The 14,840-nt window shown below is 71.4% G+C and carries 11 protein-coding genes; 7 read left to right on the forward strand and 4 right to left on the reverse strand.

Annotated features, from left to right (window positions below):
• Positions 1 to 49: 49 nt before the first annotated feature.
• Positions 50 to 1,024, reverse strand: a complete 975-nt coding sequence (locus GL259_RS11570; protein WP_159538557.1) for an ABC transporter ATP-binding protein — start codon at positions 1,022 to 1,024, stop codon at positions 50 to 52.
• A 352-nt stretch (positions 1,025 to 1,376) separates the two neighbouring features.
• Positions 1,377 to 2,585, reverse strand: a complete 1,209-nt coding sequence (locus GL259_RS11575; RefSeq protein ID WP_159531796.1) for an NYN domain-containing protein — start codon at positions 2,583 to 2,585, stop codon at positions 1,377 to 1,379.
• Positions 2,586 to 2,807: 222 nt separating this feature from the next.
• Between GL259_RS11575 and GL259_RS37635 the strand changes: the two genes are divergently transcribed.
• Positions 2,808 to 2,975: a hypothetical protein gene (locus GL259_RS37635; protein WP_166461474.1), complete on the forward strand. Its 168-nt coding sequence runs from the start codon at positions 2,808 to 2,810 to the stop codon at positions 2,973 to 2,975.
• Positions 2,976 to 3,109: 134 nt separating this feature from the next.
• On the opposite strand, the gene dnaE is transcribed toward GL259_RS37635, so the two are convergent.
• Positions 3,110 to 6,649, reverse strand: coding sequence for a DNA polymerase III subunit alpha (dnaE, locus tag GL259_RS11580; RefSeq protein ID WP_159531798.1), 3,540 nt, complete (start codon positions 6,647 to 6,649; stop codon positions 3,110 to 3,112).
• Between the two features lie 282 nt (positions 6,650 to 6,931).
• Between dnaE and GL259_RS11585 the strand changes: the two genes are divergently transcribed.
• From GL259_RS11585 to GL259_RS11605, 5 genes are all read left to right on the forward strand, one after another.
• Positions 6,932 to 8,272 (forward strand): DUF2252 domain-containing protein, encoded by a 1,341-nt coding sequence (locus tag GL259_RS11585; protein ID WP_159531800.1) that lies wholly within the window; start codon positions 6,932 to 6,934, stop codon positions 8,270 to 8,272.
• Between the two features lie 68 nt (positions 8,273 to 8,340).
• Positions 8,341 to 9,051, forward strand: coding sequence for a hypothetical protein (locus GL259_RS11590; RefSeq protein WP_159531802.1), 711 nt, complete (start codon positions 8,341 to 8,343; stop codon positions 9,049 to 9,051).
• A gap of 99 nt (positions 9,052 to 9,150) precedes the next feature.
• Positions 9,151 to 9,963 carry a DsbA family protein gene (locus tag GL259_RS11595; protein ID WP_159531804.1) on the forward strand — a complete coding sequence of 271 codons (813 nt, stop codon included), beginning with the start codon at positions 9,151 to 9,153 and terminating at the stop codon, positions 9,961 to 9,963.
• 89 nt (positions 9,964 to 10,052) lie between these two features.
• On the forward strand, positions 10,053 to 11,735 hold the full coding sequence (locus tag GL259_RS11600; protein WP_159531806.1) for an alkaline phosphatase D family protein: 1,683 nt from the start codon (positions 10,053 to 10,055) through the stop codon (positions 11,733 to 11,735).
• A gap of 325 nt (positions 11,736 to 12,060) precedes the next feature.
• The gene (locus GL259_RS11605; RefSeq protein WP_159531808.1) at positions 12,061 to 13,041 is read left to right on the forward strand and encodes a zinc metalloprotease; all 981 of its coding nucleotides are present in this window, start codon (positions 12,061 to 12,063) and stop codon (positions 13,039 to 13,041) included.
• Here the strand turns inward: GL259_RS11605 and GL259_RS11610 are convergent.
• Complete coding sequence (locus GL259_RS11610; protein WP_159531810.1) at positions 13,026 to 13,616, reverse strand: dienelactone hydrolase family protein; 591 nt, start codon at positions 13,614 to 13,616, stop codon at positions 13,026 to 13,028. The two genes, GL259_RS11605 and GL259_RS11610, sit on opposite strands and share 16 nt — an antisense overlap.
• A gap of 108 nt (positions 13,617 to 13,724) precedes the next feature.
• Between GL259_RS11610 and GL259_RS11615 the strand changes: the two genes are divergently transcribed.
• The gene (locus tag GL259_RS11615; RefSeq protein ID WP_159531812.1) at positions 13,725 to 14,840 is read left to right on the forward strand and encodes a mechanosensitive ion channel domain-containing protein; all 1,116 of its coding nucleotides are present in this window, start codon (positions 13,725 to 13,727) and stop codon (positions 14,838 to 14,840) included.

Genomic DNA, 14,840 nt, shown 5'->3' on the forward strand with positions numbered 1-14,840 from the left:
TCCGCTCCGGCAGTCGCCCCGTTCCGTACGGATGACACGGCCCGTGTGCTCATGCCTTCACCAGTCCCTGCCGTACGGCGCCGCCCAGCGCCAGGTACACGTCCTCCAGGCTGGGCGTGGCCAGCGTGAAGTCGTCCAGGGCGGCGAAGGCGGCTCCGCCGGTGACGGTGGCGACGACCGCACGGGCCTCCTCGGGGGCCAGCCGCAGGGTCCAGCGGCGGCCCGACTCGACGACCCGGTCCCGCAGCGCGGCGACCTCGGGCACGTGCAGCGGCGCCGCCTCGCGCCACACCAGCTCGACCCGGACCTCGCCCGCGACCCGCTCCTTCAGCCCGGCCGGGCTGTCGCAGGCGATGACCCGTCCCCGGTCCAGGACCGCCACCCGGTCGAGGACGGTCTCGGCCTCGATGACGTTGTGGGTGACCAGCAGCACGGTCGTACCGCGCTCGGCCCGGCGCCGGTCGACGGCGGACCACACCGCGCGCCGCGCCACCGGGTCCATGCCGGTCGTGGGCTCGTCCAGCACGAGCAGGGGCCGCTCCCCCACCAGCGCGGCGGCGAAGCAGGCCAGCCGCCGCTGCCCGCCGGACAGCTTCTTGAGGGGGCGCCCGGCGATCGGGGTGAGCCCCAGTTCCTCCAGCACGCCGTCCCGCTCGGCCCGGGCCCGGCGCGCGTCGAGCCCGCGCAGCCGGCCGGTGGTCTCGGCCGCGAGGGACACGGTCAGTTCGTCGAGGGCGGTGGACTCCTGCCCGAGGTAGGCGAGGATCCGGGAGGCCCGTTCGGGGTGGCGCACGATGTCGTGGCCGAGGATCTCCACGCTGCCGTGGTCGGGCCGCATCAGTCCGGTCAGCTGCCGTACGAGGGTGGACTTGCCGGCCCCGTTCGGCCCGAGCAGCCCGAAGATCTCGCCGCGCCGGATCTCCAGCCGCACGTCGTCGGTGGCCCTGACCTCGGGTGTCGCCGGTGCTCCGCGCCGTCCGCGCACCGCCGGATAGGTCTTGGTCAGCCCGCGCACCGCGCACACGACGTCACCACCGTGCCGGAATGCCTGTGCCGCGCGCGTACTCACAAGGGACGAGCCTACGGGGTCGGCCGCCCCGGTCCGCTTCCGGGTCGGCCCGGCGCCGCACATCCGCCGGTACCCCGTGAACCCGCGGCGATGCCGGTCAACCCCGGCGCCCGGCACGGACACCGGCGCCGGGGCGCCTCCCCCGCCCCGCCCGGACGGCCGGCAGGACCGGCCCGCACGGGACCACCGGGCTCCCGCCCCGGGCCGCCCCGCCCGAACCGCCGCACCCCGGCCGCGGCACCCGGACGGGCCGCGGCGCGTCGTCCGTCCGGCCCATGGTCCGCAGGCCGCCGGACCGTCTGCCGCCTCATTCGCCGGAGGCGGCCCGTTCCGTGCCCGTGCGCACGTCGATCTCCCGCCAGAAGCCGGCCCGGATGGCGTACCGGTCGCGCTCGTCGATCTGGTCGTCCTTGTGGGCGAGGAGCCCGAAGCGGGCCGCGTAGCGCAGCAGCTCGCCGTCGATGCGGTGCGGGATGCGGGGGTACATGGCGGACAGTTTCTGGATGTGGCTCTGGTCGCCGAGCCGCTCCACCCAGCGCCGGGCGAAGACCTGTCCCACCTCGAAGGGGTCGCCGCCGACGGTGGTGATGTCCTCCTCCCGGTCGGCCCACCGCTGTTCGGCGGTGGTCAGCTGGGCGAGCGTCGGCATGGACGCGGCGTCCGGCGGCTCGGCCACGGGCCGGTCGACCCAGCCCTTGTCGGAGGACCAGCGCAGGGTGGCCGACGCCGGCGGCTGGGGGTGCTGGGTGCCGGGGCCGCGCAGGGCGGCCAGGTCCTTGGGGGTGGGCACGCCCTTGACCGCGGGCGTCCGCTCCGCGGTGCCGTTCTGCGCGGCGGCGGCCGGGTGCTGCGGCTCCTGCGCGGTCCGCTCGGCCGCCGCGGCGAGCGCGGACTCCGGCAGCGGCGCGGAGAGGATCGCGGCGATCTCGGGCCGCGGCACGGGCGGCGGGGCGCACACCCCGGTGAACTCCTTGGCCCGTACGGCCCGGATGATCCACGCGCGGTCCAGCACCCGCCGCTCGTCGGCCTCGGCGACCAGGTCCTCGGACTGGTTGTAGTCGCCGTCGGCGGCCTGCACGGCCCACAGGTGCACGGCGACGCCGTGTTCCTTGGCGGCCATCATGCCGGGCAGCAGGTCGCCGTCGCCGGTGACCAGGACGATGTCGGAGCAGGCCCGGTTGCGGGCCAGTTCGGTGAGTTCGGCGTGCATCGCGGCGTCGACGCCCTTCTGGGCCCAGCGGCCGTCGCTGCGGGTCAGCGCCCCGAGCCGGACGGTGACCCGGGGCATCACGCGCAGCCTGCGGTGCTCGGGCTGCGGGACGCGGTCGGGGGCGCCGTCGAACCAGTAGATGCGCAACAGGGGCTGCCGCGTGTCGGACTCGGCGCGTTCGCGCAGCCCCTGGATGAGGGCGGCGTGGTCGACGGTGATGCGGGACCGCGAGGGCTCCCCGGCGAGGAGACTGGCGGCGGCCCCCAGCAGATACCCGGCGTCCACCAGGACGATGCAGCGGTCCACGCGATCCACCCTCTTTCCGGGAGGTTTGCTTCGGGCTTGCTTCGAGTCTGCCCGACCACGCCGGGGTTAACGGCCCGAACTCGATCTTCGGCGTGGCGTTTCCACACATCCTCCCCCGACCACCCCGGTCACACACGGTAATTGTCCGGCATGCGTTTGTTGTCGGGCTGTGTGAATCTGGTTCCGGCCCTGGCCCCTAGATCCCCCACAGGAGGCATCACCATGGCCAAGAACAAGAACCGTGACCGGAAGCAGCCGCAGGCCGAGCGCGCCCGGCGGACGGCGCAGCCCGCCGCGATGGAGACGCCGGACGAGCAGCGCACCACGGAGGCCACGCCCGGCGAGATCGGGCGCGGCAAGGGCCGGCAGAAGCGCTTCGGCCACAACTGACATTTTCATGACGGGTTGTTGAGACCCGGGCACAGGAAGAGGGGCGCACCCGCCGTCGCCATCGGGTGCGCCCCTCACGCGTGTCCGGCGCACGGTGTCCGGCCCTCTGCGCCGGACACGCCACGCCGGCCCGCTCAGCCCGCCAGGCAGGAGGGTCCGAGGAGGACCTTCAGGTCGCCGAACAGGGCCGGGTCCGGCTTGACCCGGTGCCGGTCCAGGCGCAGCACCGTCGTCTTCGTCGGCCCCTGGAGCTTGATGCGGACCTCGCTGTCGCCCTTGTGGTGGGTGAGGATCTCACCGAGCCGGCTGACCATCGGCGGGGTCACGCGGGTGGCCGGGATGGTGAGGACGACGGGCGCGTTGGTGCCCGCGTTGGACAGGTCGGGGACCATCAGCTCCATCGCCACCAGGCGCGGCACGTCCTCCCGCTTGTCGAGGCGGCCCTTGACGAACACCACGGCGTCCTCGACGAGTTGCGTCGACACCAGCTGGTAGGTCGCCGGGAAGAACATGCACTCGATGGAGCCCGCGAGGTCCTCCACCGTGGCGATCGCCCAGGCGTTGCCCTGCTTGGTCATCTTGCGCTGGAGGCCCGAGATGATGCCGCCGATGGTGACCACCGCGCCGTCGCCGAAGTCGCCGCCGGTGAGCTGGGAGATGCCCGCGTCGGCCTTGTCGGACAGCACGTGCTCCAGGCCGAACAGCGGGTGGTCGGAGACGTAGAGACCGAGCATCTCCCGCTCCTGGGCGAGCAGGTAGGTCTTGTCCCACTCCTCGTCGGTGAAGGTGACGTCGAGGCCGAAGCCGGGCTCGCTGTTCTCCTCCTCGCCCATGCCGCCGAAGAGGTCGAACTGCCCCTCGGCCTCCTTGCGCTTGACCGCGACCACGTTGTCGATCATCGGTTCGTACTGGGCGGTGAGGCCCTTGCGGGTGTGGCCCATGGAGTCGAAGGCGCCGGCCTTGATCAGCGACTCCGTGGTGCGCTTGTTGCAGACGACCGCGTCGACCTTGTCGAGGTAGTCCGGGAAGGACGTGTACTTCCCCTTGGCCTTGCGGCACTTGATGATCGACTCGACGACGTTGGTGCCGACGTTGCGCACCGCCGACAGGCCGAAGAGGATCACGTCGTCGCCCTGGGCGGCGAAGTTGGCCTCGGACTCGTTGACGTTCGGCGGGAGCACCTTGATGCCCATGCGGCGGCACTCGTTGAGGTAGACGGCCGACTTGTCCTTGTCGTCCTTCACCGAGGTGAGCAGCGCGGCCATGTACTCGGCGGGGTGGTTCGCCTTCAGGTAGGCGGTCCAGTAGGAGACCAGTCCGTACGCGGCGGAGTGCGCCTTGTTGAAGGCGTAGCCGGCGAAGGGCACCAGCACGTCCCACAGCGCCTGGATGGCCTCGTCGCTGTAGCCGTTCTTGCGGGCGCCGGCCTGGAAGATGGTGAAGTTCTTCGCCAGTTCCTCGGGCTTCTTCTTGCCCATCACGCGGCGGAGGATGTCGGCCTCGCCGAGCGAGTACCCGGCGATGATCTGGGCGGCCTTCTGCACCTGCTCCTGGTAGACGATCAGGCCGTAGGTGACGTCCAGGACCTCCTTGAGCGGCTCCTCCAGCTCGGGGTGGATCGGCGTGATCTCCTGCTGGCCGTTCTTGCGCAGGGCGTAGTTGGTGTGGGAGTTCATGCCCATCGGGCCCGGCCGGTACAGGGCCGACACGGCGGAGATGTCCTCGAAGTTGTCCGGCTTCATCAGCCGGAGCAGGGAGCGCATCGGGCCGCCGTCGAACTGGAACACGCCGAGGGTGTCGCCGCGCTGGAGCAGGTCGAAGGTCGTGGGGTCGTCGAGCGGGAGGCTCAGGAGATCGATGTCGATCCCCTTGTTGGCCTTCACCATCTTGACGGCGTCGTCCATGATCGTCAGGTTGCGCAGGCCCAGGAAGTCCATCTTCAGCAGGCCGAGCGACTCGCAGCTCGGGTAGTCCCACTGCGTGATGGTCACGCCGTCGGTGTGCCTGACCCAGACCGGGACGTGCTCGGTGATGGTCTCGCTGGACATGATCACGCCGGCGGCGTGCACGCCCATCTGCCGGACCAGGCCCTCCACGCCGCGCGCGGTGTCGATGACCTTCTTCACGTCCGGTTCGTTCTCGTACATCGACCGGACCTCGCCCGCCTCCGAGTAGCGGGGGTGGTTCGGGTCGGTGATGCCGGACAGCGGGATGCCCTTGCCGAGGACGTCGGCGGGCATCGCCTTGGTGATGCGGTCGCCCATCGCGTACGGGTAGCCCAGGACCCGCGCGGAGTCCTTGATCGCGTTCTTGGCCTTGATGGTGCCGTAGGTGCCGATCATGGCGACCTTGTCGGCGCCGTACTTCTCGGTCACGTACCGGATCACCTCGACGCGCCGGCGCTCGTCGAAGTCGATGTCGACGTCGGGCATCGAGATGCGCTCGGGGTTGAGGAACCGCTCGAAGATCAGGCCGTGCGGGATCGGGTCGAGGTCGGTGATGCCGAGGGCGTAGGCGACGATCGAGCCGGCCGCGGAGCCTCGGCCGGGGCCGACGGCGATGCCCTGCTTCTTGGCCCACATGATGAAGTCGGCGACCACGAGGAAGTAGCCCGGGAAGCCCATCGAGATGATGGTGTCCATCTCGTACTCGACCTGCTTCATGCGGTCGTCCGGGATGCCGTCCGGGAAGCGGCGGTGCATGCCGCGCATGGTCTCCTCGCGGAACCAGCTGACCTCGGTGTACCCCTCCGGGATGTCGAACTTGGGCATCAGGTCGCGCTTCTCGAACATGCCCGTGGTGTCGACCATCTCGGCGATCAGCCGGGTGTTGGCGCAGCCCTGCTGCCAGGCGTCCGAGGAGTCGATGGCGTACATCTCGTCGGTGGACTTGAGGTAGTAGCCGGTGCCGTCGAACTTGAAGCGGTCGGGGTCGGAGAGGTTCTTGCCGGTCTGGATGCACAGCAGCGCGTCGTGGGCGCCCGCCTCGTGCGCGTAGGTGTAGTGCGAGTCGTTGGTGACCAGGGGCGGGATGCCGAGCTTCCGCCCGATCTCCAGCAGGCCGTCGCGGACCCGGTGCTCGATCTCGATGCCGTGGTCCATCAGCTCCAGGAAGTAGCGGTCCTTGCCGAAGATGTCCTGGTAGTCGGCGGCGGCCTTGAGGGCCTCGTCGAAGTGGCCGAGGCGCAGCCGGGTCTGCACCTCGCCGGAGGGGCAGCCGGTGGAGGCGACGATCCCCTCCGACCACTTGGCGATGGTCTCCTTGTCCATCCGGGGCCACTTCTGCAGCCAGCCCTCGGCGTACGCGTCGGAGGAGAGCCGGAAGAGGTTGTGCAGGCCGGTGCTGTTCACCGCCCACATCGTCTTGTGCGTGTAGCCACCGGAACCGGAGACGTCGTCCCGCTTCTGGTGCGGCTGGCCCCACTGGATCTTGCGCTTGTTGCGCCGGGACTCGGGCGCGACGTACGCCTCGATCCCGATGATCGGGGTGACTCCGGCCTTCTGGGCGGAGTGGAAGAAGTCGTACGCCCCGTGCAGGTTGCCGTGGTCGGACATGGCGATGTGCGTCATGCCCATCTCATTGCAGGCGTTGAACATGTCCTTCAGCCGCGCGGCACCGTCCAGCAGCGAGTACTGGGTGTGGACGTGCAGGTGCGTGAACGGCGGCTTTGACACGGTGCGGCCTCCAGAAGTGAACGCTGCGGCGCGGGGCGCCTCGATGGGGGGCGGTTGGTCGGGCGGCGGGAGAACGGTCGGTGACGGGCGGGCGGACGGTCCGGGGGACAGCGTCGAAGTCTATGCCCCGGCACTGACACCGGGGGGCCGTCCACGCGTACCTTCGGACGGGGAGCACGGGCACTCCCGTGTCCCTTCACACGTTAGACAGAGGACGGACCAGCCGTCCGACGAGACGTCCCGCACCAGCCCGCACCAGCCCGCACCAGGAGGCACCCAGCGATGTCGGTCCCGCAGCTCGACGACGAGCACCGCGGCGAGGAGATCCTCGCCGTCCTCGACACCGCCTTCGGCGAGCTCCTGGCCGCCGACCCCGCCGCTTTCCGGGTGAAGTTCCGGAAGATGGCGGCCTCGGCGTTCGCGTTCTACCGGGGGACGGCGTGCCTCTTCTACCACGACCTGGACGCCGGGCGGGCCGGCGGGGGGACGCAGGGCGGACCGTACCTGGACGAGCGGACGTCCCGGGTGTGGATCCACGGCGATCTGCACGCGGAGAACTTCGGCACGTACATGGACTCCCACGGCCGCCTGGTCTTCAACGTCAACGACTTCGACGAGGCCTACGTCGGCCCCTTCACCTGGGACCTCAAGCGCTTCGCCGCCTCCGTGGCGCTGATCGGCTACGCGAAGGCGCTCAGCGACGAGCAGATCACCGAGCTGGTGCGGATCTACGCGGGCGCCTACCGCGAGCGCGTCCACGCGCTGGCCACGGGCGCGAAGAGCGACGAGGTGCCGCCCTTCACGCTGGACACCGCCCAGGGGCCGCTGCTCGACGCGCTGCGCGACGCCCGCTCGCTGACCCGGTTCGGGCTGCTGGACTCGATGACCGAGATCCGCGACTTCGAGCGCCGCTTCGCGCCCGGCGGCGGCGCGGTCGAGCTGGACGCGGCCACCCGCTACAAGGTGCTCGCCGCCTTCGACGGCTACCTGGAGACGCTGCCGGACACCTCCCTGGACCGTCCGGACTCCTACCGCGTGAAGGACGTCGTGGGCCGCCGCGGCGTCGGCATCGGCTCGGCCGGGCTGCCGTCGTACAACATCCTCCTGGAGGGCCACAGCGACGCCCTGGAGAACGACGTCGTGATCTACATCAAGCAGGCCCAGACCCCGGCCGTCTCCCGGCACGTCACCGACCAGGCGATCCGCGACTACTTCCGGCACGAGGGGCACCGCACGGTGATCTCCCAGCGCGCCCTCCAGGCGCACGCCGACCCGTGGCTGGGCTGGACCGAGCTGGACGGCGCGGGCCAGCTGGTCGCCGAGGTCTCGCCGTACGCCGTGGACCTGGACTGGGGCGACATCGACGAACCCGAGGAGATCGCCCAGGTCGTCGCCGACCTCGGCCGGGCCACGGCCACGATGCACGCGGCGGCGGACGACACCTCCGGCGAGTCCCTGGTGCCGTTCTCCACCGAGCGGGCCATCGACGCGGCGATCGCGGCCGACGAGGAGGGCCTCGCGCCGCTGCTGGTCGACTTCGCGCACGACTACGGTGCCCGGGCCCGCCGCGACCACCAGATCTTCCTGGACCTGTTCCGCAACGGCCGGATTCCCGGGCTGTGACCGTCCTCATGCCCACAGGAACCCTTTAGGGATCCCTTACCGGAGTACGTGACAGACTCTTCACCGCCATGGACATATCCGGAACCCAGCTCAGAGCCGTCCGCGCGGCGCTGTTCACGGCAGTGGTCGTGACGCTCAGCACCGCGTCGCACGTGCTGCTGTCCGGGGCTCCGCTGCCGCTGAACACGGTGGCCGTGATCGCCGCCGCCGTGTTCGGCCTGGCGTACGCGCTGGCGGGGCGGGAGCGCTCCTTCGGGCGGATCGCCGCCCTGCTGATCCCGCTGGAGCTGGCCGCCGACACCGTCTTCACCACCGGCCAGCACGTCTGCTACGGACGGATGGGCGGCCCGGTCGCGGGCCCGCTGCGCTCCGTGGGCTTCGACGTGCTGTGCGGCGACGGCACCGGTGTGGGCGCGCCGCTCGCCCGCGTGACCGGCACCGCCGCCGAGGGCGGCGACCGGCCGGTGGTCCTGCTCGCCCACGCCGATCCGGCCACCGCCTGGTGGCTGCTCGGCGCGCACATCGGCGTCGGCCTGCTCGCCGCCGCCTGGCTGCGCCGCGGCGAGCGGGCGCTGGCCCAGCTGCTCGGCGCGGTGGCGGCGACGGCTTCGACGGCGGTCCGGCCGCTGCTGTTCGCGGTCGCGGCGGTGGCGGGCCGCCGGACCCCGAAGGTCCGCCGGCCCGCCTTCCCGGTCCGCGAGGGCGCCGCCGCCCGGACCCGGATCCTCGTGCACTCCCTGGGACGGCGTGGCCCGCCGTGCTCCGCCGCCCCCGCCTGAGGCGGTCCCCGCCCCGGCGCCGGCGGCGCCCCGAGCACGAGCAGTCCCCCGTACGCATCCCGCACACGACCGTGTGCGTCCCCCGTGGAGAACATCACCATGAGCAAGCGGAACAGCCAGGCGGCGAAGACGGCGGCCCGAGAGCGTCTGCGCGTGGAGCGCGAGCGCGAGGCCAAGCGCGCCAAGGCCAAGCGGCAGATCGTCGTCGCCTGCTCCGTCGTCGGCGTCCTGGCGATAGCCGGCGGCATCGGCTACGCCGTCGTCCAGGGCAACCAGCCCGGCTACTGGGAGGCCGCGCAGGACGACAAGCTCGTCAAGCCGGCCAACAGCAGCGGCGAGAACGGCACGACCGTCGTCATCGGCAAGTCCGACGCGAAGAAGACCCTGGAGCTGTACGAGGACCCGCGCTGCCCGATCTGCGCCACCTTCGAGCAGAGCGTCGGCGAGACGATCGAGAAGGACGTCGAGGACGGCAAGTACAAGGTCCGGTTCGTCGGCGCCTCGTTCCTCGACCGCAACCTGAGCGGCGAGGGCTCCAAGAACGCCCTGAGCGCCCTGGGCGCCGCGCTGAACGTCGGCCCCGAGGCGTTCCTCGCCTACAAGTCCGCGCTCTACTCGGCCGAGTACCACCCCGAGGAGAGCGAGGACAAGTTCAAGGACGACTCGTACCTGATCGAGGTCGCGAACACGGTCGACGCCCTGAAGGGCAACAAGCAGTTCCAGAAGGACGTCAAGGACGGCACCTACGACAAGTGGGCGCTGGAGATGTCCGAGACGTTCGACGAGAGCGACGTGAGCGGCACGCCGACCCTGATGATGGACGGCAAGAAGCTCACCGGTTCCGACGGCCAGAACGCCCCCATGACGGTGGACGAGTTCAACACGGCGGTCGACAAGGCCCTCAAGGCCTGAACGCCGGTCGGTTGACCGGGCGTTGAAGAGCGGGCGAACTTCACGGGTTCGCCCGCTCTCGCGTGTACCTGTCAGTAACCTGATCGGCTGTGACCAGCCGACACAGATCATCCGAGAGCACCGCCTCCGCCACCGCGGACGCCGGCTCCCTTTCCCCGCGCCGCCGTACGGTCGTCAAGGCGGCCGCCGCCACCGCGGTGCTGGCCGGACCGCTCGCCGCGTCCCTGCCCGCCCGGGCGGCGACGCAGGCCCCCGCCTTCCTGCACGGCGTCGCCTCCGGCGACCCGCTGCCGGACGGCATCCTGCTGTGGACCCGCGTGACGCCGACACCGGAGGCGATACCCGGCTCCGGGCTCGGCCCGGACACCGAGGTGAGCTGGACCGTCGCCCGTGACCGGGCGTTCACCGACGTCGTCGCCGAGGGCTCGACGCTCGCCACCGCCGCCTCCGACCACACCGTCAAGGCGGACGTCCGCGGCCTGCGGCCGGCCACCGACTACTGGTTCCGCTTCTCCGCCGGCGGCACCGACTCCCCCGTCGCCCGCACCCGCACCGCCCCGGCCGCCGACGCCGCCGTGACCGGACTGCGCTTCGGGGTGGTGTCCTGCTCCAACTGGGAGGCCGGCCACTTCTCGGCCTACCGCCACCTCGCGGCCCGGGGCGACCTGGACGCCTGGCTGCACCTGGGCGACTACATCTACGAGTACGCCACCGGCGAGTACGGCACCCGCGACCGGGTGGTCCGCCCGCACGCCCCCGCCCACGAGATCGTCACCCTCGCCGACTACCGCGTCCGGCACGCGCAGTACAAGACGGACCCGGACCTCCAGGCCCTGCACGCCAAGGCGCCGGTCGTCGCGATCTGGGACGACCACGAGATCGCCAACGACACCTGGTCGGGCGGCGCCGAGAACCACACCGAGGGCGCCGAGGGCACCTGGGCCGCCCGCCAGGCCGCCGCCAAGCGGGCCTACTTCGAGTGGATGCCGGTGCGCCCCGCGCTCGCCGGCACCACCTACCGCCGGCTGCGCTTCGGCAAGCTCGCCGACCTCTCCCTGCTGGACCTGCGCTCCTTCCGCTCCCAGCAGGTCTCCCTCGGCGACGGCGAGGTCGACGACCCGGACCGCACGCTCACCGGCCGCGCCCAACTGGACTGGCTGAAGGCCGGCCTGACGGCGTCCGACACCACCTGGCGGCTGGTCGGCACCTCGGTGATGATCTCGCCGTTCGCGGTCGGTTCCCTGCCCGCGAACCTCCTGAAGCCGCTCGCCGAGCTGCTCGGCCTGCCGCAGGAGGGCCTCGCCCTCAACACCGACCAGTGGGACGGCTACACCGACGACCGTCGCGAACTCCTCGCCCACCTGCGGGCGAACGCCGTCCGCAACACGGTCTTCCTCACCGGTGACATCCACATGGCGTGGGCCAACGACGTGCCGGTCAACGCCGGCACCTACCCGCTGTCGCCCTCGGCCGCCACGGAGTTCGTGGTCACCTCGGTCACCTCCGACAACCTCGACGACATCGTCGAGGTGCCCGAGGGATCGGTCTCCGCGATCGCCGCGCCGCTGATCCGGGCCGCCAACCGGCACGTCCACTGGGTCGACACCGACCGCCACGGCTACGGCGTGCTGGACATCACCGCCGAGCGGGCGCAGATGGACTACTACGTGCTCTCCAGCCGCACCGCGCCGGACGCGGCCTCGGCCTGGGCCCGCTCGTACCGCACGCGCAGCGGCACGCAGAAGGTCGAGCGCACCTACGACCCGGTGTAGTCCCGCCTCCGAAGGGCGATTTCCAGCCACTCACGAACACGAGGCCGGCCGTCGAGGACGGATCGCGTCGTCACGGCGGGTGGTGTGGGCCGTGAGCCGAATCCGGACACACCACCCGCCCGATGGCCGGAATGATGACCCCCCGCTCCCGGACTCCTCGCAACGTGACGTTCCCGCATCGGTCACTTCCCCGATTGCCCGTGTTTGTCGGGGAGTTGATTGGGCTTGATCACTCCTCTTGGCGTGTAGTCATGCACACGTAATCTCCCGGCGGCGGCCAGGAAGATCCCTGGCCCTTTCCCCACCGCATCCGCCAGGAGCCCCCATGCGTACGCTCGCCCGGATATCGTCGCTGTCGCGCAGACGCCTGCTCGGCACCGCCGTCGTGGCCGGAACCCTGATGCTCACCCCCCTGTCCGCGCCGACCGGTGTCGCCGCGGCGGGGACCCTGACCGCCGAGTGCGCCGAGGACGCCCACTCCGCGGCCCGCAAGGCCCACCCCGGCCACGAGGAGCACGCCGCCGAGCCGAACGAGATCAGCGAGGCCCGCGCCCGGGCCATGGACGCCGATCTGCGCGCCAAGCTGGACAAGCTGCGCGCCTCCGGCCGGAGCACCGCCACCGCCGCCTCGGCGACCATCCCGGTCTACTTCCACGTCATCCACGACGGCGAGACCGGCAAGCTCAGCTCCGCCGACATCACCGCGCAGATGGACGTCCTGAACGCGGCCTACGCCGGCCAGGGCACCGGCAACACCGACTCCGGCTTCCAGTTCACGCTGGCCGGCACCGACTACACCGACAACGCCGCCTGGTACACCGTCGGCTACGGCTCGCCGGAGGAGAAGGCGATGAAGACCGCCCTGCACCAGGGCGGCGCGAACGCGCTCAACTTCTACACCGCCGACATCGGCGACGGCCTGCTCGGCTGGGCCACCTTCCCGAGCTCCTACCGCTCCAGCCCGGAGATGGACGGCGTCGTCGTCCTGAACTCCTCGCTGCCCGGCGGCTCCGCCACGCACTACGACGAGGGCGACACCGCCACCCACGAGGTGGGCCACTGGATGGGCCTCTACCACACCTTCCAGGGCGGCTGCAACGGCAGCGGCGACTACGTCGGCGACACCCCGGCCGAGAAGAGCGCCGCCTACCAGTGCCCCGAGGGCCGCGACACCTGCGCCCGCAGCGCGGGCGCCGACCCGATCCACAACTTCATGGACTACACGTACGACGCGTGCATGTACCAGTTCACCCCGGGCCAGGTGACGCGCATGCAGGAGAGCTGGGCCGCCTACCGCGCCGGCTGATCCCCCTCCAGCGAGCCGAGGAAGCCGAGCGCCACCCGCCAGGTGGCCTCGGCGGCCTCCTCGTCGTAGTCCGGCAGGTCGGGGTCGGTGTAGAGGTGGCCGGCCCCGGCGTACCGGTACACCTCCACGTCGGCGCCCGCCCGTCCCATCCGCAGGTACCAGGCGGTGAGCCAGTCGTCGGTCTCGAACGGGTCCGGCTCGGCGACGTGCAGCTGCACCGGCAGGTCGTCCACCGAGGCGTTCTCCGCGATGTCGGACGTGCCGTGCAGCAGCAGCAGTCCGCGCGCCCTCTCGTCGCCGAGGGCCAGCGTCTGGGCCACGGAGGCGCCGAAGGAGAACCCGGCGTACACCAGCCCCCGCTCCGAGTAGGGCGCGGCGGCCAGCACGGCCCGCTTCAGCAGCTCGTCCTTGCCGGTCTCCTCCTTGTACGCCATGCCCTCCTCGGCCGTGCCGAACGTACGGCCCTCGAAGAGGTCGGGCGTCCAGACCTCGTGGCCGGCCGCGCGCAGCCGGTCGGCGGCCCGGTCCACGGCGGGCCTGAGACCGTAGGTCGAGTGAAAGAGCACGATGTTCATGAACCCCATCGTGCCAGCCCGGTGTGACGAGGGCGGATCGCGGCAGTACCCGCGAGCGTGCGGAAGTCACATGTTCATGCCCGCCCGGGGCCGGTTAGGTTCGAAGGCATGGATGACGTGCTCCGCCCGTTGATCGTGGTCGGCGGGTCGGTGCTGCTCACGCTGCTGATCGGCTGGGCCACCGACCTGCTGCTGCGCAAGGCCGACGAACGCCACCACGAGACTCCGCTGTGGGGGCTGCTCCGCCGTGCCCGTATCCCCTACCAGTTGGTGCTCTGCTCGGCCCTGCTGAGAGGGTCGTACGTCGAGGCCGGGGTGTTCCCGGACCACCGGATCGGCATCGGCCGCACACTGACCCTGGTGCTGATCGGGTCGGCCGCCTGGCTGATGATCCGGATCGCGGCGGCGGTCGTCGAGACCACCTACACCCGCTACGCCAACGCCCGCTACCACCGCGACCCGGCACGGGTCCGCCGGGTGCGCACCCAGGTGACGCTGATCCGGCGGGTGGTGTCGGCGATCGTCGGGGTGGTGGCGGCGGCCGCGATGCTGCTGACCTTCCCCGCGATGCAGGCGGCCGGGGCCTCGCTGCTGGCCTCGGCCGGCATCCTCGGCATCGTCGCCGGTGTCGCCGCCCAGTCCACGCTGGGCAACATGTTCGCCGGGCTGCAGATCGCCTTCGGCGACATGGTGCGCATCGGGGACACGGTCGTGGTGGACGGCGAGTGGGGCACGGTCGAGGAGATCACACTGACCTTCCTGACCGTGCGCACCTGGGACGAGCGCCGGATCACCATGCCGGTGTCGTACTTCACGTCCAAGCCGTTCGAGAACTGGTCGCGCGGCACGCCCCAGATGACCGGCATCGTCTACTGGCACCTCGACCACTCGGCCCCGCTGGAGGCGATGCGCGACAAGCTCCGCGACATCCTGCGGGAGTGCCCGGCCTGGGACGGCCGCGCCTACAACCTGAACGTGACGGACAGCACGCCCAGCACCATGGAGGTGCGGGCCCTGGTGACGGCCAAGGACGCGGACGACATATGGACGGTGCGGGTCGAGGTCCGCGAGCAGATGATCCGCTGGCTGGCCGACGAGCACCCGTACGCCCTGCCCCGGGTCAACACGGCGGACGCGGTGCCGCCGCCGGGCCTCGACGGCCGCCGGGCCCCCGTCGGCATACCGGCGGCCCGCCGGGCGCACAGCCATCCCAGGGAGCGCTGA

The sequence above is a fragment of the Streptomyces sp. Tu 3180 genome (assembly GCF_009852415.1).
GTDB lineage: Bacteria > Actinomycetota > Actinomycetes > Streptomycetales > Streptomycetaceae > Streptomyces.